Annotated in this window: 20 protein-coding genes; 17 read left to right on the top strand and 3 right to left on the bottom strand. The window is 63.3% G+C overall.

Features of this window, described 5'->3' with window-relative positions; all coding sequences use genetic code 11:
• Positions 1 to 70: 70 nt before the first annotated feature.
• The 6 genes from NKH91_RS13940 to NKH91_RS13915 all read left to right on the top strand — a co-directional run bounded on the left by NKH91_RS13940 (position 71) and on the right by NKH91_RS13915 (position 6,282).
• Positions 71 to 1,078 carry a glycosyltransferase family 2 protein gene (locus NKH91_RS13940; protein WP_031193759.1) on the top strand — a complete coding sequence of 336 codons (1,008 nt, stop codon included), beginning with the start codon at positions 71 to 73 and terminating at the stop codon, positions 1,076 to 1,078.
• The gene (locus NKH91_RS13935) at positions 1,078 to 1,848 is read left to right on the top strand and encodes a class I SAM-dependent methyltransferase (protein ID WP_023718271.1); all 771 of its coding nucleotides are present in this window, start codon (positions 1,078 to 1,080) and stop codon (positions 1,846 to 1,848) included. The genes NKH91_RS13940 and NKH91_RS13935 overlap by 1 nt, the downstream gene beginning before the upstream one ends.
• A gap of 7 nt (positions 1,849 to 1,855) precedes the next feature.
• On the top strand, positions 1,856 to 2,251 hold the full coding sequence (locus tag NKH91_RS13930; protein ID WP_023718272.1) for a GtrA family protein: 396 nt from the start codon (positions 1,856 to 1,858) through the stop codon (positions 2,249 to 2,251).
• Positions 2,252 to 2,324: 73 nt separating this feature from the next.
• A complete protein-coding gene (locus tag NKH91_RS13925; RefSeq protein ID WP_023718273.1) occupies positions 2,325 to 3,815 on the top strand; it encodes a hypothetical protein in 1,491 nt (496 codons plus the stop codon).
• A gap of 196 nt (positions 3,816 to 4,011) precedes the next feature.
• Positions 4,012 to 5,505, top strand: coding sequence for a hypothetical protein (locus NKH91_RS13920; protein ID WP_352591231.1), 1,494 nt, complete (start codon positions 4,012 to 4,014; stop codon positions 5,503 to 5,505).
• 75 nt (positions 5,506 to 5,580) lie between these two features.
• Positions 5,581 to 6,282 (top strand): hypothetical protein, encoded by a 702-nt coding sequence (locus NKH91_RS13915; RefSeq protein WP_352484484.1) that lies wholly within the window; start codon positions 5,581 to 5,583, stop codon positions 6,280 to 6,282.
• Here NKH91_RS13915 and NKH91_RS13910 read toward each other — a convergent pair.
• The 3 genes from NKH91_RS13910 to NKH91_RS13900 all read right to left on the bottom strand — a co-directional run bounded on the left by NKH91_RS13910 (position 6,245) and on the right by NKH91_RS13900 (position 9,111).
• The gene (locus NKH91_RS13910; RefSeq protein ID WP_352484500.1) at positions 6,245 to 6,862 is read right to left on the bottom strand and encodes an alpha-ketoglutarate-dependent dioxygenase AlkB; all 618 of its coding nucleotides are present in this window, start codon (positions 6,860 to 6,862) and stop codon (positions 6,245 to 6,247) included. The two genes, NKH91_RS13915 and NKH91_RS13910, sit on opposite strands and share 38 nt — an antisense overlap.
• 131 nt (positions 6,863 to 6,993) lie before the next feature.
• Positions 6,994 to 7,431: an alternative ribosome rescue aminoacyl-tRNA hydrolase ArfB gene (gene arfB / locus NKH91_RS13905; protein ID WP_023718277.1), complete on the bottom strand. Its 438-nt coding sequence runs from the start codon at positions 7,429 to 7,431 to the stop codon at positions 6,994 to 6,996.
• Between the two features lie 69 nt (positions 7,432 to 7,500).
• A complete protein-coding gene (locus NKH91_RS13900) occupies positions 7,501 to 9,111 on the bottom strand; it encodes a phosphoenolpyruvate carboxykinase (protein WP_352484483.1) in 1,611 nt (536 codons plus the stop codon).
• A 342-nt stretch (positions 9,112 to 9,453) separates the two neighbouring features.
• On the opposite strand from NKH91_RS13900, the gene NKH91_RS13895 reads away from it, so the two are divergent.
• From NKH91_RS13895 to addA, 11 genes are all read left to right on the top strand, one after another.
• On the top strand, positions 9,454 to 10,155 hold the full coding sequence (locus NKH91_RS13895) for a response regulator transcription factor (protein ID WP_023677547.1): 702 nt from the start codon (positions 9,454 to 9,456) through the stop codon (positions 10,153 to 10,155).
• A gap of 22 nt (positions 10,156 to 10,177) precedes the next feature.
• A complete protein-coding gene (locus NKH91_RS13890) occupies positions 10,178 to 11,962 on the top strand; it encodes a sensor histidine kinase (RefSeq protein WP_352484482.1) in 1,785 nt (594 codons plus the stop codon).
• A gap of 31 nt (positions 11,963 to 11,993) precedes the next feature.
• Positions 11,994 to 12,440, top strand: a complete 447-nt coding sequence (locus NKH91_RS13885) for an HPr kinase/phosphorylase (RefSeq protein WP_023718279.1) — start codon at positions 11,994 to 11,996, stop codon at positions 12,438 to 12,440.
• Between the two features lie 164 nt (positions 12,441 to 12,604).
• The gene (locus NKH91_RS13880; RefSeq protein ID WP_023718280.1) at positions 12,605 to 13,006 is read left to right on the top strand and encodes a PTS sugar transporter subunit IIA; all 402 of its coding nucleotides are present in this window, start codon (positions 12,605 to 12,607) and stop codon (positions 13,004 to 13,006) included.
• Positions 13,003 to 13,299: an HPr family phosphocarrier protein gene (locus NKH91_RS13875; RefSeq protein WP_023718281.1), complete on the top strand. Its 297-nt coding sequence runs from the start codon at positions 13,003 to 13,005 to the stop codon at positions 13,297 to 13,299. The genes NKH91_RS13880 and NKH91_RS13875 overlap by 4 nt, the downstream gene beginning before the upstream one ends.
• 168 nt (positions 13,300 to 13,467) lie before the next feature.
• Positions 13,468 to 14,868, top strand: coding sequence for an adenosylhomocysteinase (ahcY, locus tag NKH91_RS13870; protein ID WP_352495247.1), 1,401 nt, complete (start codon positions 13,468 to 13,470; stop codon positions 14,866 to 14,868).
• Positions 14,869 to 15,056: 188 nt separating this feature from the next.
• On the top strand, positions 15,057 to 17,618 hold the full coding sequence (locus NKH91_RS13865) for a sensor histidine kinase (protein WP_352484479.1): 2,562 nt from the start codon (positions 15,057 to 15,059) through the stop codon (positions 17,616 to 17,618).
• Positions 17,619 to 17,626: 8 nt separating this feature from the next.
• Positions 17,627 to 19,138: a tRNA (adenosine(37)-N6)-threonylcarbamoyltransferase complex ATPase subunit type 1 TsaE gene (gene tsaE, locus NKH91_RS13860; RefSeq protein WP_352847667.1), complete on the top strand. Its 1,512-nt coding sequence runs from the start codon at positions 17,627 to 17,629 to the stop codon at positions 19,136 to 19,138.
• Positions 19,139 to 19,173: 35 nt separating this feature from the next.
• Complete coding sequence (locus NKH91_RS13855; RefSeq protein WP_352847670.1) at positions 19,174 to 19,932, top strand: nucleotidyltransferase family protein; 759 nt, start codon at positions 19,174 to 19,176, stop codon at positions 19,930 to 19,932.
• Entirely contained in the window at positions 19,929 to 23,066 is a 3,138-nt protein-coding gene (addB, locus tag NKH91_RS13850) for a double-strand break repair protein AddB (RefSeq protein ID WP_352847673.1), read from the top strand. Before NKH91_RS13855 ends, addB begins: the two co-directional genes overlap by 4 nt.
• Entirely contained in the window at positions 23,063 to 26,575 is a 3,513-nt protein-coding gene (addA, locus tag NKH91_RS13845; RefSeq protein ID WP_352847675.1) for a double-strand break repair helicase AddA, read from the top strand. The genes addB and addA overlap by 4 nt, the downstream gene beginning before the upstream one ends.
• Positions 26,576 to 26,626: the final 51 nt, after the last annotated feature.

Here is a 26,626-nt window from a genome sequence, read left to right as displayed (position 1 = left end):
GATTCATTCCTTAAAGTCATCTTAACCCCGTCTTCCTATTGTCAGGCCTGATCTGCGGGCTCGGCAAACAATGAATGCGCCATTCCTAAATATTGATCGGCCGGCAGCGGACCGCGTCGCACATCCGGGCAGCGGCGCCGCCACGATTGCCCTGATCGTGCCGGTCCACAATGAGGAAGGCGCGATTGCCCCGTTCCTGAAGGCGGTGTGCGAAAGCACCGCTCCGCTGAAGGACAATGGCGTTGCCCTCGAGTTCATCTTCGTCAACGACGGCAGCAGCGATACGACGCTCGAAAAGCTGATCGAAGCCCAACAAGCAGACCCTCGCATCCACATAATCGACCTTTCACGCAATTTCGGCAAGGAAGCCGCGATGACCGCGGGCCTCGACAGCTGCGATGCCGATGCCGCGATCCCGATGGACGTCGATATGCAGGATCCGCCGCATGTCATCCCGTTGCTTGTGGAAAAGTGGCGCGAGGGGTTCGAGGTTGTTCTTGCCAAGCGAGCCAACCGGTCGAGCGACAGCTTTCTCAAGCAGCGCTCCGCCTCGATGTTCTACCGCGTTCACAACTGGATCGCGCAGCAGAAGATCCCGCACGATGTCGGCGACTTCCGTTTGATCGACCGTCAGGTCATCCAGGCGCTGCGGTCTTTGCCCGAACGCCGTCGTTTCATGAAGGGCCTGTTCGCCTGGGTCGGGTTCCGCACCGCAAGCGTCGAATATGTCCGCGATCAGCGGATCGCCGGCCAGTCGAAATTCTCCGGCTGGAAGCTGTGGAACTTCGCGCTCGAAGGCATCACCAGCTTCTCCACCGCTCCGCTTGAAATCTGGACCTATGTCGGCGCGACGATTTCCGCGCTGTCGTTCCTCTACGGCCTGCTGATCGTCGCCAAGACAATGATCTTTGGCGTTGATGTGCCCGGCTACGCCTCGCTGCTGGTCAGCGTTCTCTTTCTTGGCGGCATCCAGTTGCTCGGCATCGGCATCATCGGACAATACCTCGGCAGGGTCTACGCCGAGATCAAGCAGCGTCCGATCTACATTGTGCGCCGCAAATATGAGGGAATGAGCTAATGGAGCTCGACGCCTACCGACAGATGGCCGCCACCGAAGACGAGCATTGGTGGTTCTGCGGGCGCCGCGCCATCGCAGAGGCGGTCATTCGCAGCATCGACCTGCCCGAAAAGGCGCGCATCGTCGAGATCGGCGCCGGCACCGGCGGCAACATCCGGATGCTGGAGCAGTTCGGCACCGTGACGGCAGTCGAGATGAGCGATCTCGCACGCAGGATTGCCTGGGAAAAGACCGGCCGCGACTTCCTTGCCGGACATCTGCCGGACAACATTCCTGTCACGCCGCAAAGCTGCGACCTGGTTTGCCTGTTCGACGTGCTGGAACATGTCGCCGAAGACGAGGCATCGCTTGCCGCGATCCGCCAGATGCTGAAACCAGCCGGCAGCGTCATCCTTACGGTGCCCGCACACCAATGGTTGTGGAGCACGCATGATGTGGGGCTGCATCATATGCGGCGCTATTCACGCAATCTGCTGCGTGAACGAATTGAAAGGGCTGGTTTCAGGATCGACCGGCTGAGCTACACAAATGCCGCACTCTTTCCTGTAGCGGCACTGGCACGGCTGGTGGATAGGTTGCGCAAGCCCGCCTTGCCAGCCGGCCATGCAACGCCGTCGAAACCACTGAATGCGGCGATGAAGGCAGTGTTTTCGGCGGAAGGCCGCATCATACCAAATGCAAGCCTGCCCTTCGGTGTTTCGCTGCTGGCGGTATTCCGCAAGGACGACGCCGTCGAAACCGGTCGCCTCGACGAGAAATTGGCAGCTTGACCGCGCAATGGGCACCGGTTCGTATCGTCGACTATCGCGCTTTGCGCTAATTGGCATTGCGTCGACGCTGATCTATGCCGTTTGTGCTCTCCTGCTGTCGCGTGGGCAGGCGACGGCGGCCCTGCCGGCGGCGCTCACATCGTTTGCGGCCTACGCCGTTGCCGCGCTGTTTTCTTACACCGGGCATAAATATTTCACCTTCACCTCGGGCGGCAGCCACGCGATGGAACTGCCCCGCTTTCTCCTGCTCACCGCTTCCGGCCTCGCTGTCGCAATCGCCCTGCCGGGGCTTTTGACCCAGATGCTCGGCGTCCCTGCCGCAGTCCCGATCCTGCTTACCTGCATTGCCGTGCCGGTCATCAACTATGTCGTCCTCGGACGCTGGGTGTTTCGTGGTCTCTAGCGCGCGATCCCTCAGTGAACTGCTGCCCGGTGCCAACCGTTTCTCGCCGTTTGCGGGCGTGGCGGGCGCCCCGTTGCTGCTGGCCTGCCTGGTCGTCATATACGCCGTCTGGCTGACAACAATTGCGATACCGACCAATGTCGACGTGTCATGGCTTCTGGTCGTCTGTGATCGGCTGCTTGGCGGAGAGCGGCTCAACACCGACATCATGGAGACCAACCCACCTTTCTCGATCTGGCTCTACATGCCGTTCATGCTCCTGGAAAAGCTCACCGGCATACGTGCGGAATTCTGGCTGACGCTTGGTGTCGTTTGCCTGAGCCTGGCCAGTCTTTTCGTTTCTGTCCGCATTCTCGCGCGCGATGAACCGGTTTACCGGCAGCCCCATGCGTTCTGGGCAGCAGCGGCGGCCCTGGGCTGGGTTCTCTGTTTCATGCCGGATCAATTCGGCCAACGCGAGCACTTCGCGTTGATTGCCATTCTGCCTTGGGTGGCGTTGCAATGCACACGTCAGCGGAACCCGGATTTCAGCGCCGGCTCGCGCCTGGAGCACATGGTCGCGGGCTTCGGCGCGGCGATCGTGGTCATGGTCAAGCCGCCCTATTTTGCGCTGGCCTTCATGTTGCCGTCACTCTGTCTTGCGGTTGAAAGGCGGTCGCTGAAACCGCTCTTCGTCGTGGAGAACCTGCTTGGCGCTACGATCGTGGCCGCCTATGTCGCGTCCATCGCGCTCTTCGACCGTGCTTATTTAAGCGAAGTCCTGCCCTTGGTCAGCGAGGTCTATCTTCCGTTGAGGGCCTCTACCGCCGATATGCTGGCGAACTGGCCGAAAGTGGTGCTGCTTCTGGCCGCCGCTACCGTGCTTGCGGCCGGCGGCCTGAGGCAGACGAACTGGGACGTCAGGATTCCGCTTCTGACCGCACTGGGGTTCATTCCGGCCTTCATCGTCATGGGCAAGGGTTGGCCCAATCACGCCCTGGCGATGGTCGTTGTTGCAACACTTGCATTTGGCATCCAGCTTCTGCGGTTCGGCACATTCCGCAGTGCAGGCTTCATTCGCAAGGCCGCCCTGATCTTCGGCTGCGTGCTGGTGCTGCAACTAGCGGTCAGGGCACAGTACGCGGCGCTGACGACGGACAACGGCCCGATCGGGCGCTCTGTCGCCGCGATCCGCGCAACGGTCGAAACCCCGACCATCATGTCGATCGCCGACCGGATGCAGGTTGCCCATCCCCTCGCCAGGCTGGTCGACGGCAGGTTCATATCACGCCATCCGAGCGCCTGGGCGGTCTCCAACGCTGACACGCTCGCCCGCGCCACCGGCGATCTCGAACGGAGACGGGAACTTGAAAGCATCCGCGATCGGGTGATCGGCGAATACGCCGCCGAGATATCAGCGAAGAAGCCCGATGTCGTGCTGTCAGGCTCGCCCGCGCGGACAGCCCTGATGCTGCAGGACAAGCGGATCGGAGCCGCCTTGGCCGACTATCGTCTGCTGCACCACGAGCCGGAAATCACTGTCTATCTGCGTTACACGGCGCCTGCGCCGCTCCAAACCAATTGAGCAGAGGCTCCCGGAAGACCATGGCACGGCTGGATCCAATCGCTCCGCTGGACGACGTATGGCTCGAGCTCGAGAGCCTCGGTGCAACATCATGAGCGTCTCGAACGACATTGACGGCTTGAGCCGGTGGCGCGGCCGGAATATCGCGGCGGCGCTGCTTCCTAGCCGCAATGTCCTGGCCATTGCCGCAGTCACCGTGTTCTCCATCGTCTGGCAGCGGCGTTGGGGGACTGTTCCCGATACTAGCTGGCTGATCACGGTATGCGAGCGGATGCTCTCCGGTGAGCGGCTTTACTCGCAGATCCACGAGACCAACCCTCCATTCAGCGTATGGCTCTATCTGCCGCCAGTGGCTGTGGCCAGATTGCTGGGCGCCGCCCCGGAAATCCTGGTTGAGGCCTGGACATACCTTGCCGTGCTTATCGGACTTTCGCTCTCGGGCGTGATCGTCAAGCGCGGGGGTTTCACCGAAACTGCATCACTGTTTGCACTGGGGCCAGCGTTTTGCGCAATGCTGGTGATCTTCCCCGGCAACGCCTTCAGCGAGCGAGAGCATATCGGCATGGCGCTTTTCATGCCGCTGCTTGCGCTTCACGCCTGGCGTGCGCGCAGAGATGCAGCCGCCCAACCAGGCCCGGGGATCGCCGTACTCGCCGGCCTGTCGGGCAGCATTTTGCTGCTGGTCAAGCCCTACTATGCGATCATGGTGTTGGCGCCAGCGCTGGTCGTTGCAGTGCGCCGGCGCAGCCTGAAATCGATCTTCGCCCTGGAACACTGGGTCATTGGCGGCATCTGCATTGTCTATCTCGGCGCGGTCACGCTGATCCATCCGGAATTCCTGCGCGACATCTATCCCCTCTTGGCGGATGTTTATGGAAAGCTCGGCATCTTTTGGCCCATCGTGATCGGCCACGGTTTCGCGTGGTGTTTCCTCGTCTTCCTGATTTGGTGGCTGTGGCCGGCCGGGCGGTTTCCAGAGCTGGCGGCGGTAGCGCTGGCTGCATCGATCGCCGGCATGTTTCCCCTGTTCTACCAAGCGAAAGGCTGGTCTTATCATGCCTATCCCGCGATCTTTTGCGCCGTGGCAGCCATTTTGTGCCTGCTGGCAGTGCCCAGGATCGTGCGGCAGCCGTCGAAGCTGTTGGCGTTCGTGACGGCGCCTTCGCGAGCTTGGGCACTGGCGGGGGTGGCAATCGCTTTCTTGCCATACTGGAGCACCCAGAAACCGGGGCCGGCGCTGGTTGCCGCCATTCGCGCCGCGACCGATCGGCCTACTATTGCGTTGATCAGTTCGGATATGTCCTCGGGACATCCGTTGACCCGCATGATCGATGGGCAGTTCGTTTCGACCCATGTCAGCGATTGGCTCGGAGTGTTCGCGCTTTCCCTGTCCCGGCAGGCAGCCCTTTCCGGTGATACCGCTGAAGCCACGCGTTACCAGGCCATCATGGCGCGTTACGTCGAAAGCAAACGCAAAGAATTCGCGCGTCTGCGCCCGGATATCATTGTCTTCAAGAAAAACAACGCGATGTGGACAAGCCAACTGACAGAGCGTTTTGGCTTTGACGCCATCCTGGCGCACTACCGCATTCTCGTCGAGGACGAGACCGAGCGCATCTATCTGCGCGACGATTATGTCCGGTCGGGCGACCGGCCACCCGAATTGAGCAAGGCCTCGGAAAAACCATGACGCGGCTGGTGGTCGTGGCCGGTCGGCCATTTCCCAGAGCTGGCTGCCGTAGCGCTGGCAGCATCTATTGCCGGCTTGTTCCCGCTGTTCTACCAGGACAAAGGCTGGACGTATCATGCCTACCCATCGATTTTTTACGCTGTAGCGGCTAGTCTTTGCTTGCTGGCCTTGCCGAGAAGCGAGCGGCAATCGGCAGGGCTGCTCTCCCGCCTGGCGGCTCCCCCGCGAGCCTTGGTGTCGCTGGCGATTGTGGCTGCCTTCTTACCGAACTGGGGCACTCAGAAGCCAGGCGCGGTGTTGGTCGCCGTGATACGCGCCGCGACCGATCGACCAAACGTCGCCTTGATCAGTCCAGATATAGACACTGGACATCCACTAAGCCGCATGATCGGCGGCCAGTTCGTTTCGGCCGATCCCAATGACTGGCTTGGAGCGTTTGCAATGGCTCTGTCCCGGCAAGCCACGCTTTCGCGTGACGTCGCCCAAGCCACGCATTACGAGATGATCATGGAGCGTTACGCTGAAAGCAAACGCCAAGAATTTGAGCGTCTGCGCCCTGATATTATTATCTCTACGAAAGTTATCAGGAAAGATGATGGCCCTTGGACAAGCCAACTGATGGAGCGTTTTGGCTTTGACGCGATCCTGGCGCACTATCGCATTCTCGTCGAGGACGAGACCGAGCGCATCTATCTGCGCGACGATTATGTCCGGCCGGGCGACCGGCCACCCGAACAGCCTATTTCGGCATCGTCACCCGACGCAGCGTCAGATTGATGCGGCCGCCGTTCTTGAGCAATGCCGAGGTCGAGGGGTAGATGCGGTCAACGCCGTGAAAGCAGAGGCGGCCTTCGCCGCCGAGCACGACGACGTCGCCGCTCTTCAATCTGAACGATTTGGTGGCGCCGTCGCGCATGGTCTGGCCGACCCGGAACAGGCAATCGTCGCCGAGTGAGGCCGAGACGACAGGCGCGGAGAAATCGCTCTCGTCGCGATCCTGGTGAAGACCCATCTTGGCATCCTGGGAATAGAAATTGACCAGGCAGGCCTCCGGCGGGTGCGCATAGGCAGATACGTCCCGCCACAGTTCGAGCAGCATCTCCGGGATCGGCGGCCATGGCCTTCCGGTCACCGGGTGAGTCGGCTGGTAGCGATAGCCGTGCTCCTTGTCGGTGACCCAGCCCAGCGGGCCGCAATTGGTCATGCGCACGCTCATCTCCTTGCCGGTACGCGGCATCGCCGGCACGAACAGCGGGGCTTCCTGCACGACCTCCCTGATATCTTCCACCAGCACTTCCTGCATGGCGCGCGACAGGTAACCAGGCATATGGCGGACGCCTTTGGGCAGCACGAGCATCGGGTCGCTTGATCCGTTGGTCTGGAAAATCAGAATGCCACCGTCAAACGAAAACGGCGACCCGAAAGCCGCCTCCGGCAGTGGCTGCACATTTCACACCGGCGATCTGGGATCCGAAGCCGATTCGGCTGTCAGTCATCCTCGACCCGGCCACGCATTTTCTTGATCGAGCCGCGCCCGGCTTTGCTCTTCAGCCGTCTTTCGACCGCGCCCTTGGACGGCCTTGTCTTCTTGCGCGGCGGTGGCGGCGGTTCGGCGGCCTTGGCGACCAGTGCCGTCAGCCGCGCCCGGGCGTCCGCCCGGTTCTGCTCCTGCGTGCGGAAGCGTCCGGCTTCGATGACGATGACGCCGTCCTTGGTGGCGCGCTGGCCGGCAAGCTTGATGGTCCGTTCGCGCACACGCTCCGACAGGCCCGGTGCATTGGCAGCATCGAAGCGCAATTGCACCGCCGTCGCCACCTTGTTGACGTTCTGGCCGCCCGGGCCGGACGAACGGATGAAGTCCTCGTGCAGGTCACCCGGATTAATCACCGCATCGTCGGTGATGATGATTTTTTCGTCGGCGTTCATGCCGCAGTCATGGCGCGGCAGGCGAAAAAAGAAAAGGCCCGATCGAAGCCGGGCCTTGAAGCGCGACGGCTATTCAGCCGCTACCTGCATGCGTGGTGCAGCGCCGAGCACGGTTGCGTCGACATGGGCCTCGAACTTTTCGAAATTGTCGACGAACATGCCAACCAGCCTTGCCGCCTGCCGGTCATAGGCGGGCTTGTCGATCCAGGTCGATCTCGGGTCGAGAATGGCGCGGTCGACGCCGGTAACCGTCACCGGCACGTCGAAACCGAAATTGGCGTCGGTCCGGAAGTCGGCCGCTTTCAGCGAGCCGTCGAGTGCTGCCGCAAGCAGCGCCCGCGTTGCCTTGATCGGCATCCGCTTGCCGGTGCCGTAAGCGCCGCCGGTCCAGCCGGTGTTGACCAGCCAGCAATCGACGCCGTGGCGGGCGATGAGCTCGCGCAGCAGATTGCCGTATTCCGACGGATGCCGCGGCATGAACGGTGCGCCGAAGCATGTCGAAAATGTCGCTTCGGGTTCAGTAACGCCTTTCTCGGTCCCCGCCACCTTGGCGGTATAGCCGGAGAGGAAATGGTACATCGCCTGCGCCGGGGTCAGCCGCGCGATCGGCGGCATCACGCCGAACGCGTCGGCGGTCAGCATGATGATATTCTTCGGGTGGTTGGCGCGCCCCGTCTTGCTGGCGTTCGGAATGAAGTGGAGCGGGTAGGCGCAGCGTGTGTTTTCGGTCAGCCCGCCATCGTCGAAATCCGGCACGCGACCGGCGTCGAGCGCGACATTCTCCAGCACCGTGCCGAAGCGCTGGGTGGTGGCGAAGATCTCCGGCTCGGCTTCGGCCGAAAGCTTGATCGTCTTGGCATAGCAGCCGCCTTCGAAATTGAAGATGCCGTGCGGTCCCCAGCCATGCTCGTCATCGCCGACCAGCGTGCGCGACGGGTCGGCCGACAACGTCGTCTTGCCGGTCCCGGAAAGGCCGAAGAAGACGGCCGCGTCGCCGGCGAGTCCTTCATTGGCAGAGCAATGCATCGGCATCACGCCTTTTGCCGGCAGCAGATAGTTGAGCACGGTGAATACCGACTTCTTCATCTCGCCGGCATAGGAGGTACCGCCGATCAACACGATCATGCGCGAAAGATCGACGGCGATCACCGTTTCGCCGCGCGTGCCGTGGCGGGCGGGATCGGCGCGGAACGACGGCAGGTCGATGATCGTCAAATCGGGCACGAAATGCTCGAGTTCGGCGGCTGCCGGCCGGATGAGCAGATTGCGGATGAACAAGGAGTGCCAGGCAAGCTCCGTGATCACCCGGGTCGGCAGCTTCAGCTCCTCGTCGGCGCCGCCGACCAGGTCCTGCACATAAAGGTCCTTTCCAGCCGCATGGGCGCGAAAATCGGCGAGCAGCGTATCGAACTGCCCCGGCGAAATCGCTTTGTTGTTGTCCCACCATACATGCGGCGCGGTGCTTTCGTCGCGCACCACGAATTTGTCCCTGGGCGAGCGGCCGGTGTGCTGCCCGGTTTCGGCGGCAAGCGCGCCATGCGCGGTGAGTCGGGCCTCGCCACGGCGGATTGCCTCCTCGTAGAGCGCGGCCGCGCCGAAATTATAGCGCACCACGCCCGTGGTTCTCAGGCCGATCCGATCGATTGTACATGCAGGATTGCGTTTGCCGGCTTCCGACATGGGTGTCCCTTCTTCGATTTACCGCGTCTTTACCGGCGAATTCCGGAACCCCCATTGCAGGAGCTAAAAACGTCAAAACCAGAAAAGGCGAATGATATCAAATCATTAATCGATTTAAATATTTTGAAAGTTGTTTAAATCGTTTATATGTGCAAAAACACTGATGGTTGCCCAAAGGATTGGCGATGTTCATTCGTCCAATCCATATCGAGGTACAATTGTGGCTGCCGGCATGCCGCGCGTGACAGCGGATAGAGCCTATGCCACATTTTGTACCTAATTTGTCCTGCAAAAGCCCCTTCTCGACGAAAGAAGGGACAGCTCATGAGGGAGCCGCTTGAAATGGCAACAATCGCGCTTGTCGACGACGATCGCAACATTCTGACTTCGGTTTCGATCGCCCTCGAATCCGAGGGTTATCGGGTTGAAACCTACACGGATGGGGCGTCGGCGCTGGAGGGACTGGCGGCGCGCCCGCCGAACCTCGCCATCCTCGACATCAAGATGCCGCGCATGGACGGCATGGAGCTGCTGCGCCGGATGCGCCAGAAATCCGACCTGCCGGTGATCTTCCTGACCTCCAAGGACGACGAGATCGATGAACTGTTCGGCCTCAAGATGGGCGCCGACGACTTCATTCGCAAACCCTTCTCGCAGCGTCTTCTGGTCGAGCGCGTCCGCGCCGTGCTGCGCCGCGCCAGTACCCGCGAGGCGGCCGCCAAGGCGCCCAACCAGCAGGCTCGGTCGCTTGAGCGCGGCCAGCTTGTCATGGACCAGGAGCGCCACACCTGCACCTGGAAGGGCGAGCCGGTGACGCTTACCGTCACCGAGTTCCTCATCCTGCATTCGCTGGCCCAGCGTCCAGGCGTCGTAAAAAGCCGTGATGCGCTGATGGATTCGGCTTATGATGAGCAGGTCTATGTCGATGACCGCACCATCGACAGTCACATCAAGCGGCTGCGCAAAAAGTTCAAGGCCGTCGATGATGACTTCGAAATGATCGAAACCCTTTACGGAGTCGGATATCGGTTCCGCGAAGCTTGAGTCGAGCGGGAGCTGCTATTCGATGGCAGTGGAAGTAGAGCGAGTGAGACGATCGGGCGCCGCCAGGCGCCCGCCGCGGATTCTGCCCGCCTTCGTGTCGAAAATCACGGTGCCGATGCGCCGGTTTCTCGGCCATCACATCTTTTCCAGCCTGACGCGGCGTATTCTCTTTCTCAATCTTGCCGGCCTGGCCGTCCTGGTCACCGGCATTCTCTACCTCAACACCTTTCGAGACGGGCTGATCGACGCCCGTGTCGAGAGCCTGATGACCCAGGGCGAGATCATTGCCGGCGCGATTGCTGCATCGGCGACGGTCGAGACCGATTCGATCAGCATCGATCCGGAAAAGCTGCTTGAGTTGCAGGCTGGCGAAAGCCTCGGCCCGGGCTCCGATCAGCTCGACAATCTCGATTTCCCGATCAATCCGGAGCGCGTGGCGCCGGTGCTCAGGCGGTTGATCTCGCCGACGCGCACGCGCGCCCGCATTTACGACCGCGACGCCAACCTGCTGCTCGATTCCCGCCATCTCTATTCGCGCGGTCAGATCCTTCGCTACGATCTGCCGCCGGTCGAAGAGGAGCAGCCGGATCTTCTGGAGCGCATCCAGAAATTCGTCTTCGATTTCTTCCGCAATAAGCAGCTGCCCGTCTATCGCGAGCAGCCGGGCGGCAACGGTGCTGCGTTTCCCGAAGTGGTCAAGGCGCTTACCGGCAGTCCGTCGACGATCGTGCGGATCTCGGAGCAGGGCGAGCAGATCGTTTCCGTGGCGGTGCCGATCCAGCGCTTCCGTGCCGTTCTCGGCGTACTGATGCTGTCGACCGAAGGTGGCGACATCGACAAGATCGTCGCGGCCGAGCGCAAGGCGATCCTGCGCGTGTTCGGCATCGCCGCGCTGGTTACCGCTATCCTGTCGATGCTGCTGGCCTCCACCATCGCCAACCCGCTGCGCCGGCTTTCCGCGGCGGCGGTCAGGGTTCGCCGCGGTGTCAAGAACCGCGAGGAAATTCCCGACTTCTCCGACCGCCAGGACGAGATCGGCAATTTGTCGATCGCCGTGCGCGACATGACCAATGCGCTCTACGCCCGCATTGAGGCGATCGAAAGTTTTGCCGCGGATGTCTCGCATGAATTGAAGAACCCACTCACCTCGCTGCGCAGCGCGGTGGAGACATTGCCGCTGGCCAAGAACGACAATTCGCGCAGCCGGCTGATGGATATCATCCAGCACGATGTGAGGCGCCTGGACCGCCTGATCACCGATATTTCCGATGCCTCCCGTCTCGATGCCGAACTGGCGCGGGAAGACGCGGGAACTGTCGACCTGAAGAAGTTCATCACCGATCTGGTCGCCGTCTCGCGCGAGGCCACACGCAACAAGAAGGCGGTCGAGATCGAATTCAAGGTCGCCAAACTGCCGCAGGGCGTGAAAGGCTACTTCGTCGTCGGCCATGATCTAAGGATCGGCCAGGTGATCACCAACCTGATCGAGAATGCCCGCTCGTTCGTTCCCGAAGAACGTGGCCACATCACCATATCGCTGGCGCGCGCCGGCAAGTTCAACATCGTCACCGTCGACGACAATGGCCCCGGCATCCGGGCCGACAACATCGATCGCATTTTCGAGCGGTTCTATACCGACCGGCCGGCCGGCGAGGCGTTCGGCCAGAACTCGGGCCTTGGCCTGTCGATATCCCGGCAGATCGTCGAAGCCCATGGCGGCACGTTGAGCGCCGAGAACATCCCGGGCACCAAGCCTGGCGAGATCAAGGGCGCCCGCTTCGTGGTGACGCTGCCGGCCGAAGGCTGACGGATGAATTCCAATCACGCCTGGTCCTATTGTGCAGCCTGAAAACATTCACGGCACCGCCATCCTGATAGGTGATTGCGGCATTCTCATCACCGGACCGTCCGGCTTGGGCAAAACGACGCTGGCGCTCGCCTTGATCGATCATTGCAGCCAGCGCGGGCTGTTTTCGCGGCTGATCGGCGATGACCAGCTCTATGCTGCCGATTGCGAGGGGCGGCTGGTCTGCCGCGCACCAGTCAGCATAGCCGGCCTCGTCGAGGTGCCGGGATTCGGCCCCAAGCCGATACCATTCGAGCCAAGCTGCGTGATCGACCTCATTATCCGGCTGGTGCCAGCCGGCAAAATGGCCCGCTTCCAGGAAGACTGCAGCGAACTCGTTTTCGGCGTACCAGTGCCGCGCATCGATCTTGCCGGGCGCAATGTCGCGGCGGCCTTGCCGGCAGTGATGTCGCGCCTGTCGATTGCGCCTTTCCTTTGATCCGATTTGGATTTTTTGCTGCAATGCGTCAAATTGGTCTGGGCCGGCGCAATTTTGGGCTTGTCAACGGGCCTTGCGTCGACAAGATAGCGCTCCCGCCACCTGGAACGGTCGGCGAGCATAAAATGCGCCTGTGAAGCGGCGATGACGGGAGCCACCAAAGAATGATCGGACTCGTGCTTGTAACGCACGGTCAACTGGCCGCCGAGTTCCGCAATGCCGTGGAACATGTCGTTGGGCCACAAGACAATTTCGAGACCGTGGCGATCGGTGCCGACGACGATATGGAACAACGCCGCCGCGACATTATCGACGCAGTCGGCCGCGTCGATACCGGATCAGGCGTCATCGTTTTGACCGACATGTTCGGCGGCACGCCCTCCAACCTCGCCATTTCCGTGATGGAATCCGGCCGCATCGAGGTCATTGCCGGCATGAACCTGCCGATGCTGATCAAGCTGTCCAGCGTTCGCAAAGGCGACAACATGGCGGCCGCGCTGGATGAGGCGCAGGCTGCCGGCCGCAAATACATCAACGTCGCCAGTCAGCTCCTGAGCAGCAAATGAGCGCGCTGTTGCCGGAAAAGGACAAGATCGTTCGCGACTTTCCGATCGTCAACCAGCGCGGCCTGCACGCGCGCGCCTCGGCCAAGTTCGTTCAAATTGCCAGCGGCTTCAATGCCACGGTCCAGGTCGAGAAGGACGGCGTCAAGGTCGGCGGCACCTCGATCATGGGCCTGATGATGCTGGCGGCGAGCCCCGGCTATTCGATCCGCGTCACCGCCAGCGGCCCGCAGGCCGAAGAGGTCATCGATGCGCTGGAGCAACTGGTTGCTTCCCGTTTTGGCGAGGAATGCTGACGGCGCTCTCTCGTGTTGGTTGCCGCTGAAGACATGCACGGATAAAGATTTCTTTATATCCCATTGTCGTCCGACTCCCGATCTGCTAGTCAGGCCGGCAACTCGCGCCCTCCCACACGCCTTCGGGGCGGGGCGCGTCCCGCAATCAATTCGCATCGGAGCACTGCCATGACGGGTAGCAAGGATTATGTGGTCGCCGACATCGCGCTTGCCGGCTGGGGCCGCAAGGAGATCGAGATCGCCGAAACCGAAATGCCGGGCCTGATGGCCTGCCGCGAGGAATTCGGCGACAAGAAGCCGCTCAGGGGCGCGCGCATCACCGGCTCGCTGCACATGACCATCCAGACCGCGGTGCTGATCGAAACGCTTAAGGCGCTCGGCGCCGATATCCGCTGGGCTTCCTGCAACATCTTCTCGACCCAGGACCACGCTGCCGCGGCCATTGCCGAGGCCGGAATTCCGGTGTTTGCCGTCAAGGGCGAGACGCTGGAGGATTATTGGGTCTACACCGACAAGATCTTCCAGTGGGCCGATGGCGGCACCTCCAACATGATCCTCGACGACGGTGGCGATGCCACCATGTACATCCTGATCGGCGCCCGCGCCGAGGCCGGCGAGGATGTGCTGTCCAATCCGGGCAGCGAAGAGGAAGAGATCCTGTTTGCCCAGATCAAGAAACGCATGCAGGCATCGCCCGGCTTCTTCACCAAGCAGAAGGAAGCGATCCGCGGCGTCACCGAAGAGACGACGACCGGCGTCAACCGGCTCTATCAGTTGCAGAAAAAAGGCCTGCTGCCGTTCCCGGCGATCAACGTCAATGATTCCGTCACCAAGTCGAAATTCGACAACAAATATGGCTGCAAGGAATCGCTTGTCGACGGCATTCGCCGCGGCACCGACACGATGATGGCCGGCAAGGTCGCGGTCGTCTGCGGCTATGGCGACGTCGGCAAGGGCTCGTCGGCTTCGCTCAAGGGTGCCGGTGCCCGCGTCAAGGTCACCGAGGTCGATCCGATCTGCGCGCTGCAGGCAGCGATGGACGGTTTCGAGGTGGTCACGCTCGAAGACGCGGCACCGACGGCCGACATCGTCATCACCACCACCGGCAACAAGGACGTCGTTACCCTCGACCACATGCGCCTGATGAAGGACATGGTGATCGTCGGCAACATCGGTCACTTCGACAACGAGATCCAGGTGGCGTCGCTGCGCAACCTGAAATGGACCAACATCAAGCCGCAGGTCGATATGATCACCTTCCCGGACGGCAAGCGGATGATCCTTTTGTCGGAAGGCCGTCTGCTCAACCTCGGCAACGCCACCGGCCACCCGAGCTTCGTCATGTCGGCGTCCTTCACCAACCAGGTGTTGGCCCAGATCGAGCTGTACACCAAGCCCGGTCAGTACGAGAACCAGGTCTATGTCCTGCCGAAGCATCTCGACGAAAAGGTCGCGCGCCTGCATCTCGACAAGCTCGGTGCCCGCCTGACCGAACTGTCCGGCGAACAGGCCGCCTATATCGGCGTCACCCCGCAGGGACCGTTCAAGCCGGAACACTACCGCTATTAACCACGGCGAAACTTGCCACTAGATATTGAAGCCGGGCGATTGACTTTTCGCCCGGCTTTATTTTTGCGCTGATTGATTCTTCACGCCGATTCGCGCAAGCGCTATGGTGCTGATTCGCGGTCCGGGGACGAGGCCCGGGCGCACGCATCAGGGCGGTCCTGCATTCAGGCGGCGAAGAGGACCAAGACATGCCGGGGGATAACCCGCCTTGCGCGGGACAGGCCGTTTCCGGCGGCCATAACGATTCGATCACGGGCTCCGCTGCCAGAGGCGGCAGCCTTTTATGCCGTGCCGGCAGCCGTGTCGGGGTGCTGCTTGCTTCTTCCGCGCTGGTTGGTCCGCTGCTTGGCTTTGCCGCACATGCCCAAACCCGCGTGGCGCAAAAGGCCGGGCTGTCGGTCAGCACGGTCGAGGTCATGCAACTCGCCATGTTTGTCGGCGTCATGGGGGCGGCATTGCTGTCGGCCATCTTTCTGATCCGCGAAAGGGCGCGCACCGCGGCGGAAAATGCCGAGCTCAGGACCCGCATCGCCGACGTCAATGCCGCGCTGCAGCGCTCCGAGGCGCTGCTCCATTCCCGCGACCAGCGCGTGGTCGTATGGGCCGCCGAAAACAAGAAACCCGAGCTTGTCGGAACATTGCCGATCGAGAGCGGCGCGCCGGAGGACCGGGCGGCCTTCCTGGCTTTCGGCCGCTGGCTGATGCCGCGTTCGGCGGCCGCGTTGGAACATGCCGTGGCGGCGCTGCGGGACAAGGCAAAGCCCTTCGATCTGGTCATCGAATCGCAGGCCGGCCAGCCGCTCGAGGTTCACGGCCGCAAGAGTGCGGCGCATGTATTGGTTCGCTTCGTCTCGCTTTCGGAGACACAGCGAAGCCAGGCCAGGCTGAAGATCGAGAACCAGCGCTTGGCCGCCGACCATGAGACGCTGATCGGACTTCTCGATGCGCTCAAGATGCCGTCATGGCTACGCACCGTCGACGGGCGGCTGAAATGGGTCAACCGGGCCTATGCCGAAGCGGTCGAGGCCGAGAATGCCGAATCGGCGGTTCGTGACAGCAAGGAATTCCTCGGCGGCCAGGCGCGCGACACGATTGCTGCGCAGCACAAGTCGCACCCCGTCTTCGAACAGACGCTCTCCACTGTGATCGAAGGCGACCGCCGTATGTTTGCCGTGACCGACTTTGCCGGGGCGGATGGTTCGGCTGGTCTTGCCTGCGACATCAGCGCCATCGAGGCCATTCGCGCCGAGTATGAGCGGACCGTGCAGAGCCACGCCGATACGCTCGATCAGCTCAACACTGCCGTGGCGATTTTCGATACCGACGAGAAATTGCGGTTTTTCAATCAGGCGTTCCAGAAACTATGGGGCCTCGACAGCGGCTTCCTGCACAGCGCGCCGGACAACGCCTTGCTGCTCGACCGCCTGCGCAGCGAAGGCAAGATTGCCGAGCAGCCCGAATGGCGGCGCTGGAAAGAGAGCTTGCTCGGCGCTTATCGCGCGGTTGAATCGCAGGAGCATTGGTGGCATCTGCCGGACGGCAAGACCATTCGCGTCGTCGCCAACCCGCAGCCCAAGGGCGGCGTCACCTGGGTGTTCGAGAACCTGACCGAGAAGATGGACCTTGAAAGCCGCTACCAGACCGCCGTCCGGGTTCAGGGCGAGACGCTCGACAACCTTGCCGAAGGCGTCGCTGTATTCGGTCCCGACGGCAGGCTGAGATTGTCCAACCCGGCCTTCGCAGCACTGTGGGGGCTGGATGCCGATGCCTCAAAACCCAACGTCCATGTCTCGACGATCCGCGACCTTTGCGACCGCCGTGCCGTCGACAGTCCGTGGGGCGGGTTCGTTGCCGCCATCACCGGCTTCGACGACGAGCGCCGCGACCGCCACGGCCAGACCGAATTGAACAACGGCACCGTTTTGCGCTACGCCGTCATCCCCTTGCCCAACGGCCAGGTGATGATGACCTTCGTCGACGTTACCGACAGCGTCAATGTCGAGCGGGCGCTGAAGGACAAGAATGAGGCGCTGCAAAAGTCCGACCAGATCAAGAACGAATTCGTGCAGCACGTCTCGTATGAGCTGCGCTCGCCACTCACCAACATCATCGGCTTTACCGAGCTTCTTTCACTGCCGTCGACTGGTCCGTTGAACCAGAAGCAACGCGAATATATCGGGCATGTCGGCTCGTCCTCCTCGGTCCTGCTCACCATCGTCAACGACATCCTCGATCTGGCGACGGTGGATGCCGGCATCATGGAACTCGACATTTCCGAAGTTCACATCGATCGAACCATTACAGCCGCCGCCGAACTGGTCGCCGACCGACTGGAGGAACATGCGATCAAGCTTAGGATCGACGCAGCGGCCGCGCCGAAAACCTTCCACGGCGACGAAATCCGGGTCCGCCAGATCCTCTACAATCTGCTCAGCAATGCCGCCAATTACGCGCCGGAGGCGAGCACCATAACGCTCGCCTGCCGCCAACTTGCCGACGGCGTGGAATTTTCCGTTCACGATGACGGCCCTGGCATGCCGCCGGACCTGCTTGACTCGGTGTTCCGGCGCTTCGAGCCGCGCACCAATGGCGGCCGCCGCCGCGGCGCCGGGCTCGGCCTGTCGATCGTCAAGAGCTTTGTCGAACTGCATGGCGGCAGCGTCCGCATCGAGACCGGCAGGGACAAGGGCACTACGGTTGTTTGCGCCTTTCCCGACACGCCGTCCGGCATCCGCGCGGCGGCCGAGTAGCGCGTTCGATGGCGGTATTTGTGCTGGAGCGTTTTCTCGCCGACGAGGCTGCGACGGCAAGGCTTGGTGAGGACCTCGCCATGTCGCTGCGCATTGGCGACGTGCTCGCTCTCAAGGGCGATCTCGGCGCCGGCAAGTCGACCTTGGCGCGGGCGCTGGTCAAGGCACTGGCCGACGATGCCGGCCTCGACGTGCCGAGCCCGACCTTTACGCTGGTCCAGAGTTACGACACGCGTGTGCCGGTCCATCATTTCGATCTCTACCGCTTGGGCGCGGCATCCGAGTTGGACGAGCTGGGTTTCGACGAGGCGCTGACGCAAGGGGCCGCACTGGTCGAATGGCCGGAACGGGCAGAGGCATATTTGCCGAAAACCTCGGTGCTGGTCGAACTTCTCCAGCAGGGCGACGGCCGATTGGCGAGACTATCGGGAGGGGGCGCCGCCTTCGAGCGCGCGGCGCGATCGCTGGCCATGCGCGATTTTCTCGGCCAGGCCGGTTGGGGCGAAGCGCAGCGGCGATATTTCATCGGTGATGCCTCGGCTCGCTCCTACGAGATCGTCACGCTCGCCGGATTTCCGCCGCGCGTGCTGATGAACTCGCCAAGGCTGGTGCTCGGACCGCCAGTCCGCGACGGCAAACCCTATGCCGAGATCGCCCACACCGCGCAATCCGTTTCGGCGTTCGTCGCCATTGACCGTGCCTTGCGGGCCGGCGGCGTCAGCGTCCCGGAAATCCATGCCCAGGATCTCGACCAGGGTTTTCTGCTGCTGGAGCATCTCGGGTCCCAAGGGTTCCTGGACAAGCGCGGCCAGCCGGTGGCCGAGCGCTACGCGGCGGCGGCCGAACTGCTTGCCATGATGCACGGCAAAACATGGCCGGCCAGCATGCAGGCCGGCCCCGGCGTCTTCCACGAGGTGCCGCCTTTCGATCGCGACGCCATGATGATCGAGGCCGAATTGCTGGTCGACTGGTATGTCCCTGCGATATCAGGCGCTCCGCCAAGCGAGGCGTTGCGCGCCGGTTATCGCAGCGAATGGAATGCGGTGCTCGATCGGCTCGAGGGGCGCGAATACACGCTAATGCTGCGCGACTTCCATTCGCCCAACCTGATCTGGCGCGGTGACCGTTCCGGTCACGATCGTCTCGGCGTCGTCGATGTCCAGGATGCGCTCATCGGTCCGTCAGCCTACGACGTCGCCTCGCTCGCCATGGACGCGCGCGTCACCATTTCACCTGAAATCGAAAAGCACACGCTCGCCGCCTATATCGCCGCGCGACGCGACGCCGGCGTCTTCGACGAAGACGAATTCCGCGAAACCTATGCAATCATGGCCGCACAGCGCAATTCCAAGATCCTCGGCATTTTCGTGCGGCTCGAAAAACGCGACAGCAAGCCTTATTATCTGAAGCATCTGCCGCGCATCCGCGATTATCTTCGCCGGGCGCTGGCGCATCCGGCGCTGGCCGGGCTGCAGGATTTCTACATCGCCCACGGCTTGCTGGAGGAACGCTCGATTTGAAGGCTAAGGATTTGGGCCTGAAAGCGTCGGGACCGATGCCGACGACCGCCATGGTGCTTGCCGCCGGGCTCGGCAAGCGCATGCGGCCGATCACCGAGACCATGCCGAAGCCGCTGGTCAAGGTCGCCGGCAAGACATTGCTCGACTGGGGGCTGGACAGCCTAGCCGAAGCCGGTGTCGCCAAGGCCGTCGTCAACGTCCATTACCTGCCGCAACAGATCGTGGACCATGTAGCCCGCCGCAGTGCGCCGAGAATCGTCATCTCGGATGAGAGCAGCGGCCTGCTCGACTCTGCCGGCGGCATCGTCAAGGCATTGCCCAAGTTAGGGGCACCCTTCTATGTGCTCAACGCCGACACCTTCTGGATCGACAGCGGCGTTTCCAATCTCAGGCGACTTGCCCTTGCATGGGAGGGCGCGACAATGGACATTCTGCTGATGCTTGCGGATCTCCAGTCGGCAACCGGACATAGCGGCGGCACCGATTTCCTGATGGCGCCGGACGGCGCGTTGCGGCGTGCGAACAACGATCCGGCCGGCCTGATCTATGCCGGCGCCGCAATCGTCCATCCGCGCATCTTCAAGGACGCGCCGGCCGGCCCGCTGTCGCTCAACGCCTATTTCGATGCGGCAATCGCCGCCGGCCGCCTGTTCGGCATGACGATGCGTGGCCATTGGATCACTGTCGGTACACCCGACGCGATCCCGCGGGCGGAAGCAGCGGTCGCCGCCGCGCTTGCCGGCACGCCCGATGCTCTTGCTGAGGCACCCGGCGCTCTTACCGAGTCGAAATGAGCGGCTCCCGCCGCGTTTTCTCGATCCCGCCCGGAGCGCCGTTCCTGCCGACGCTGGCCGAGGCGCTGCTTGCAGGGCGCCTGGTTCCCGGCTTTGCCTATGATGGCGATCCGCTGGTGCTGGCCGATCTCACCATCTACGTGCCGACGCGCCGTGCAGCGCGGGCGCTTCGCGGCGTCTTCGTCGATGCTCTCTCGCGCTCGGGAAGCCGTTCGGCGATCCTGCCGGTCATCCGCCCACTTGGTGAGTTTGATGAAGATGAAGCCGCCTTCGAGACGGAAGCTTCGGCCGCCATCGACTTTGCGCCGCCGATCGCCGCGGTCGAGCGTCTTCTGCTGCTTGCGCCGCTGGTGCGGGCGTGGAAACGCCGCCTGCCGGCACATGTCGCGGCATTGTTCGACGAGGAGATCGTCATCCCGGCCTCCGCCGCCGACGCCATCTGGCTGGCGCGCGACCTTGCACGGCTGATGGATGAGATCGAGACGGAAGGCACGGATTGGGCGAGGCTCGCCGACCTTGTAACCGGCAACCTTGCAGGCTGGTGGCAGGTGACGCTCGATTTCCTGACCATCGTGACTGAGAACTGGCCGAAGCTGCTCGAGGAACGCCGTCGCTCCAATCCGGCAGCGCATCGCAATGCCCTGATAAGGCTGGAAGCGGCGCGGCTGAAGCGCAATCCACCCGCCGGGCCGGTGATCGCCGCCGGCTCTACCGGCTCCATCCCCGCTACGGCCGAGCTGCTTGCCGTAATCGCCGGTCTGCCCAATGGCGCTGTTGTGCTGCCCGGCCTCGACCGGACGCTGGACGAGCCGTCCTTTGCCGCCGTCAGTGCACCTGGTGCGCGGCCGGCTTTGCTTGGCCATCCGCAATACGGCCTGGCAAAGTTGATCGGCAAGATCGGGGTGCTTCGGGCCGATGTCGGGGAGCTTGCTGTTGCGCCGCGGCCACTTGCGCTGCGCGCCGCACTTGTCGGCGAGGCGCTGCGGCCGGCGGAGACCACCGAGCTCTGGGCCGAGACGCGCGCGCGCTTCACCGCTGGCGATAGTGCCGAGGCCTTCGCTGGTGTGACGCTTCTCGAGGCCGCCAGCGAACGCGACGAAGCCGTGGCGATCGCCGTTGCGCTCAAACAGGCCGTCGAACGGCCCGGCCAGCGCGCCGCACTGGTCACCGGCGACCGCGCGCTGGCGCGACGCGTCTCGGTCGAGCTGTTGCGCTTCGGCGTCGCCGCCGACGATTCCGGCGGCACGCCGCTCATCAACACGCCAGCCGCCAGCCTGCTCCGGCTGGCGCTTCAGGCGGCGTTCCGCCCGGGCGATCCGGTCGCCCTGCTGTCACTGCTCAAGCATCCCTTGCTTGGCCTCGGCCTGGAGCGGGCAAGCGTCCGCCATGCGGCCGAAATCGTCGAACTCGTGGCGCTGCGCGGCGGCACCGGTCGCCCGGACGTCGCGTCGCTGCCGCAACTCTTCGGTGCCCGGCTTGCCGAATTCGACGACGGCGGCAATCGCCGCCCGCCTTTCTGGCGATCGCGCCTCTCGGTCAGGCGCATCGAACAGGCGCGCGATCTGCTGATCCGGCTAACGGCTGCGCTGGCGCCGCTGGTTGCCTTTCGCGGCGAGGAGAATGCCGATCTTGCCACACTTGTGCGCGCCAGTGTCGGCGTGCTCGAAAGCCTCGGCCGCGCTGCTGACGGAAGCCTCAGCGAACTCTATGCCGGCGATGCCGGTGAAAAGCTTGCCGAGCTCTTGCGCGGTCTGGTCGCGGCCTCGGTGTCGTTCTCCTTCGCCGCGGACGAATGGCCCGATGTGATGGAGGCGCTGATTGCGCCCGAAATGGTCAAGCCGGCGCAGGGCACCGACAGGAGCATCGCCATCTGGGGCGTGCTGGAAGCGCGGCTTCAGGATATCGACACGCTGGTCGTCGGCGGACTCAACGAAGGCGTGTGGCCGCGCAAGCCGGAGAGTGACCGCTTTATGTCGCGGCTGATGAAGACCGGCATCGATCTTGAACCGCCGGAGCGGCGCATCGGCCTTGCCGCCCATGATTTCCAGATGGCCATGGGCGCCAAAAAAGTGGTGCTGGCTCGCTCCGCCCGTTCCGGCGACGCTCCGTCGGTGCCGTCGCGCTGGCTGCAGCGTATCCTTACCTTCGTCGGCGAGGACCATGCTGTGGCACTTCGCCGGCGCGGCGATGAACTGCTTGCCTGGGCGCGTGCGCTTGATGCCGGCGAAAAGCAGGACTTTGCGCCGAGGCCGCAGCCGAAACCGCCGCTCGCCCTGCGGCCGCACCACTTCTCGGTCACCGAGATCGAGACGCTACGTCGCGACCCATATGCGGTCTATGCCAGAAGGATACTCGGCCTGATGCCACTCGATCCGGTCGTTCGTGATCCGGGCGCTGCCGAGCGCGGCACGCTGTTTCACGCCATTCTGCACCTCTTCTCAGCGAGGGTGGCCGACCCGCGCGCGCCGGAGGCGCTGGACGGGCTCATCGCCGCCGGCCGGTCCTGCTTTGCCGAGGCTGCCCTGCCCGCCGATGTCGAGGCGGTGTGGTGGCCGCGCTTCGAAAAGCTTGCCGCCGGCATTATCGAATGGGAGCGCGGCCGGGCCGCCGCCGTGGTACGGCGGCACGCCGAGGAACGCGCCGAAAAGACCGGCGTCGGCCGATCCGGCGTGACCCTGTCCGGCTATGCCGATCGCATCGATCTGCTGGCCGGCGGCATGGCCGACATCCTCGATTACAAGACCGGCTCCTCGCCATCCAAAGCGCAGGCGCACACGCTGCTCGCGCCGCAACTGGCGCTGGAGGGCGCGCTGCTGCGTCGCGGCGCCTTCAAGGAGCTTGGCGCATGCGAGCCGTCGCAATTGGCCTTCGTGCGGCTGAAGCCGAACGGAGAGGTGTTCGAGGAATCGATCCTCGAATACAACCGCAAGCCGCGAACCGCCGCCGATCTCGCCGAAGAGGCTTGGGCGCGGCTGGAAAAACTGCTGATCCACTACGCCGACCCGGCGACCGGCTATCTGTCGCGGGCGCTGCCGTTCCGCGAAGGTGAGACCGACGGCGCCTACGACCATCTCGCCCGCGTGCTGGAATGGTCCGCCGGCGGCGACGCCGACGAGGAGGGAGGGGAGGCGTGAAGAAGGCCTATCCCATCCCGAGCGACACCGCCGCCAGCCAAGCGAGCGCCTCCGACCCGCATAACTCCGCATGGGTGTCGGCAAACGCCGGATCGGGCAAGACCCATGTGCTCGCCCAGCGCGTCATCCGGCTTTTGCTGCGCGGCACCGATCCGTCCAAGATCCTGTGCTTGACCTATACGCGCGCCGCCGCCGCCAACATGTCGAACCGGGTGTTTTCGACCCTGTCGCAATGGACGGCGCTTGGTGATGCCGAGCTCTCGACACGGATAGAGGCGCTGGACAGCCGCCAGCCCGACCGCGAAACCATGCGCCAGGCGCGGCGGCTGTTTGCCGAGGCGCTGGAAACACCGGGCGGGCTGAAGATCCAGACCATTCACGCCTTCTGCGAATCGGTGCTGCATCAGTTCCCGCTGGAAGCCAACATCCCGGCGCATTTCGAAATGCTTGATCCGCAAATGGAGGCTTCGCTGTTCGCCGCCGCCCGCCGCGACATGATCTCCGGCGGCGTTGCAGGCGATGCGGCACTGGCCGAGGCTTTCGCCACCGTGCTGGAGCGCGGCGGCGAACATGGGCTCGACGCGTTGCTAGGCGAGATCGTGCGCAAGCGCGACGGTTTGCGCACCTTCATCGCCGCGGCCGGCGGCGATGGTTTTCAGGCGCTGTTCGACGAGTTCCATTTCCGCGCCGGCCAGACCGCCGAAGGCATCGCCGCCTCGGTCTGGCCGCTGCCCGGCTTCCTGCCGGATTATCTCGTCACCTTTTCACGGGCGGCCGAGGCCGCCGATGCGCGCATCGTGCTGAACAATCTGCTGCCATACGCCCGTCTTGCCTTTGCCGAGGACGATCCGGTCCGACGCCTGAATTTGCTCTCCAAGGCTTTCTTGAGGGCCGATGGCGAGCCTTATGATCCGGCAAAGACGTTCAAGAAGGCGCTGCTCGACCGGCTGCCCGATCTTGCCGAACGTTATCTCGTGGCGGTCGACGCCATTCTCGAAATCTCCGACCGCCTGGCCTTGTTCAGGATGTTGGAAGGCACGCGTGCCGCGCTGACCATCGCCGACTGGCTGATCGCCCGCTACGAGCAATTGAAGCGCGCCCGCGGCTTCCTCGACTTCAACGACCTGATCACCCGCACTGTCAATCTACTGGCGCGGCCCGACGCCGGCCCATGGGTGCAATACAAGCTCGACCAGGGCATCGACCACATCCTCCTCGACGAGGCGCAGGACACCAGTCCCGACCAGTGGGACGTGGTCAAGCGGCTGGCGGAGGAGTTCTTTGCCGGGCTCGGCGCCCGCGACGCCGTCCACCGCACCATCTTTGCGGTCGGTGACGAAAAGCAGTCGATCTATTCCTTTCAGGGGGCCGCCCCGGATTCCTTTGCTGACAGCCGGCTTTTGTTTGCCGGCAAAGTTAGAAGCGCCGCCGCCGCCTTCGCCGATCTCAAGCTGACCTGGTCGTTCCGCTCGACCGACGACGTGCTTGCGGCGGTGGATCGTGTCTTTGCCGACCCGAACGTGCGGCGCGGCATCAGCCACGATCCCGATCCGCTCGACCACAAGGCGATCCGCACCGATGCGCCGGGTTATGTCGAGGTCTGGCCGTCGATCGGCGCCGATGTCGTCGACGAACCAGACGATTGGACGCAAGCGGTCGACCATGCCCATGCGCCGGCAGTACGCGTCGCTGAAAACGTCGCGGCAACCATTGCCGGCTGGATCGGCGGCGGCGAGACTATCGAAGGCCGCGGCAAGAAACTGCGGCCCGGCGACGTGCTGGTGCTGGTGCGCAAGCGCGATCGCTTCGTCCATGCGCTGACGCGGGCGCTGAAGCGCCGCGACATTCCGGTGGCCGGCGCCGACCGGCTCAGCCTGCCCGGCCACATCGCGGTGAAGGACCTGATCGCACTCGGCCATTTTCTCATCCAGCCGCAGGACGATCTGTCGCTGGCCGCCGTGCTGCGCAGCCCGATCTTCGATGTCTCGGAAGAGCAGCTTTTCGCGCTTGCTGCCGAGAGGCCGTCGGGCGTCTCGCTGTTCGCCTCGCTGCGCCGGCATGCCGGCGAAAGCGAGGCGTTGGCCGCCGTCGTCAGCCGGCTCGACACATGGTCGAACGAAGTCGCATTCAAGCCGGTGTTCGAATTTTACGCCGGAGCTCTCGCCCGCGACGGCCTGCGCAAGAAGATGATCGCGCGGCTCGGTCCGGAGGCCGGCGACATCCTCGACGAATTCCTGAATTTCTGCCTGGCCGAGGAGCGGACCGGCCTGCCGGGACTGGAATCCTTCCTGTCGACATTGGAAAACGCCGGCCCCGAGATCAAGCGCGAAATGGACCAGACCCGCGACGAGGTTCGCGTCATGACCGTGCATGCCGCCAAGGGCCTGGAAGCGCCGGTGGTATTCCTGGTCGATGGCGGCTCCGCGCCGTTCAGCGACCAGCACCTGCCGAGATTGATGCCGTTCGAAGGGTCGGGCGACTGCTGGGAGGGCAAGGGCTATCTCTGGCGGTCGGCCAGCGATGTCGCCAATGGATTTTCACGCGCCGCATCGGCCCGCGCCCGCGAGCTCGCCGACGACGAATACCGCCGGCTGCTCTATGTCGGCATGACTCGCGCCGAGGATCGGCTGATCGTCTGCGGCTACCATGGCAAGCGGGCGCAGAATATCGGCACCTGGCATTCGGTCGTCAGCCGCGCGCTGGTCGGCGCCGCTGAAAGCGCGGAACGCCGGCATCCCGCCACTGGCGAGACCGTGCATCGTTTCCAGGTGACGAAGCTGCCGCCCATGCCGCTGGCGACAGTGGATGAGGCACGGCAGGCGGAACGCTTTGCGCCACTGCCGGAAACCCTGTTCCAGCCTTTGCCGCCTTTCGAGGAACTGCCGCGGCCGCTCTCGCCGTCCGGCGCCTCGGTGCTGATCGACGAGGCGCGGCAAGCGGTGGCCGACACGCGTTCGCCGGTATTGGATGCCGACGCCGAGCCCGGCTTTGCCGTGATTCGCGGGTTGGCGCTGCACAAATTGCTGCAGATGCTGCCCGGCATCGCCGAGGGAAAACGCCAGGATGCCGCCGAGCGCTATTTGGCGCGCGCCGGAGCTCAATGGCCTGAAGACGAGCGCGACAAAGCCTTGGCTGGCGTTTCCAGAATTCTTGCCGACAGCCGCTTCGCGCCGCTGTTTGCACCAAACTCGCGCGCTGAAGTCGCCATCATGGGCAGCTTGGAGGTGAGGGGCAAACTGCGCTCGATCTCCGGCAAGATCGACCGGCTGGCAGTAACGCCGGACAAGGTTTCGATCGTCGACTACAAGACCAATCGGCCAGCGCCAGCTACGCTCGCCGAAGTGCCGCAAGCCTATGTTCTGCAACTCGCACTTTATCGCGCGCTGCTTCAGCCGCTCTATCCGGGACGCGAGGTCTCGGCGGCGCTGCTGTTCACCGAGGCGCCGCGGCTGATCGAACTGCCGGCGGCCGCAATGGACGACGCGCTTGCTAGACTCACGGGAGCGTGACACAACACTTGCTTGAAGACGGACACGATCACCACCACATTTGGTCCGACG

Origin of the sequence: Mesorhizobium sp. M0894, from assembly GCF_040319725.1 — a bacterium.
Lineage (GTDB): Bacteria > Pseudomonadota > Alphaproteobacteria > Rhizobiales > Rhizobiaceae > Mesorhizobium.
The sequence above is the reverse complement of the archived record's forward strand: the minus strand, read 5'-3'. Positions and strand labels throughout refer to the sequence as shown.

What these genes read in the sequence shown, in the direction of transcription:
- NKH91_RS13940 (WP_031193759.1), top strand. Translation starts at nt 71, where the DNA reads ATGAATGCGCCATTCCTAAATATTGATCGGCCGGCAGCGGACCGCGTC.
- NKH91_RS13935 (WP_023718271.1), top strand. Translation starts at nt 1,078, where the DNA reads ATGGAGCTCGACGCCTACCGACAGATGGCCGCCACCGAAGACGAGCAT.
- NKH91_RS13930 (WP_023718272.1), top strand. Translation starts at nt 1,856, where the DNA reads ATGGGCACCGGTTCGTATCGTCGACTATCGCGCTTTGCGCTAATTGGC.
- NKH91_RS13910 (WP_352484500.1), bottom strand. Translation starts at nt 6,862, where the DNA reads ATGCTCGTGCTGCCCAAAGGCGTCCGCCATATGCCTGGTTACCTGTCG.
- arfB (WP_023718277.1), bottom strand. Translation starts at nt 7,431, where the DNA reads ATGAACGCCGACGAAAAAATCATCATCACCGACGATGCGGTGATTAAT.
- NKH91_RS13900 (WP_352484483.1), bottom strand. Translation starts at nt 9,111, where the DNA reads ATGTCGGAAGCCGGCAAACGCAATCCTGCATGTACAATCGATCGGATC.
- NKH91_RS13895 (WP_023677547.1), top strand. Translation starts at nt 9,454, where the DNA reads ATGGCAACAATCGCGCTTGTCGACGACGATCGCAACATTCTGACTTCG.
- NKH91_RS13890 (WP_352484482.1), top strand. Translation starts at nt 10,178, where the DNA reads ATGGCAGTGGAAGTAGAGCGAGTGAGACGATCGGGCGCCGCCAGGCGC.
- NKH91_RS13880 (WP_023718280.1), top strand. Translation starts at nt 12,605, where the DNA reads ATGATCGGACTCGTGCTTGTAACGCACGGTCAACTGGCCGCCGAGTTC.
- NKH91_RS13875 (WP_023718281.1), top strand. Translation starts at nt 13,003, where the DNA reads ATGAGCGCGCTGTTGCCGGAAAAGGACAAGATCGTTCGCGACTTTCCG.
- ahcY (WP_352495247.1), top strand. Translation starts at nt 13,468, where the DNA reads ATGACGGGTAGCAAGGATTATGTGGTCGCCGACATCGCGCTTGCCGGC.
- NKH91_RS13865 (WP_352484479.1), top strand. Translation starts at nt 15,057, where the DNA reads ATGCCGGGGGATAACCCGCCTTGCGCGGGACAGGCCGTTTCCGGCGGC.
- tsaE (WP_352847667.1), top strand. Translation starts at nt 17,627, where the DNA reads ATGGCGGTATTTGTGCTGGAGCGTTTTCTCGCCGACGAGGCTGCGACG.
- NKH91_RS13855 (WP_352847670.1), top strand. Translation starts at nt 19,174, where the DNA reads ATGCCGACGACCGCCATGGTGCTTGCCGCCGGGCTCGGCAAGCGCATG.
- addB (WP_352847673.1), top strand. Translation starts at nt 19,929, where the DNA reads ATGAGCGGCTCCCGCCGCGTTTTCTCGATCCCGCCCGGAGCGCCGTTC.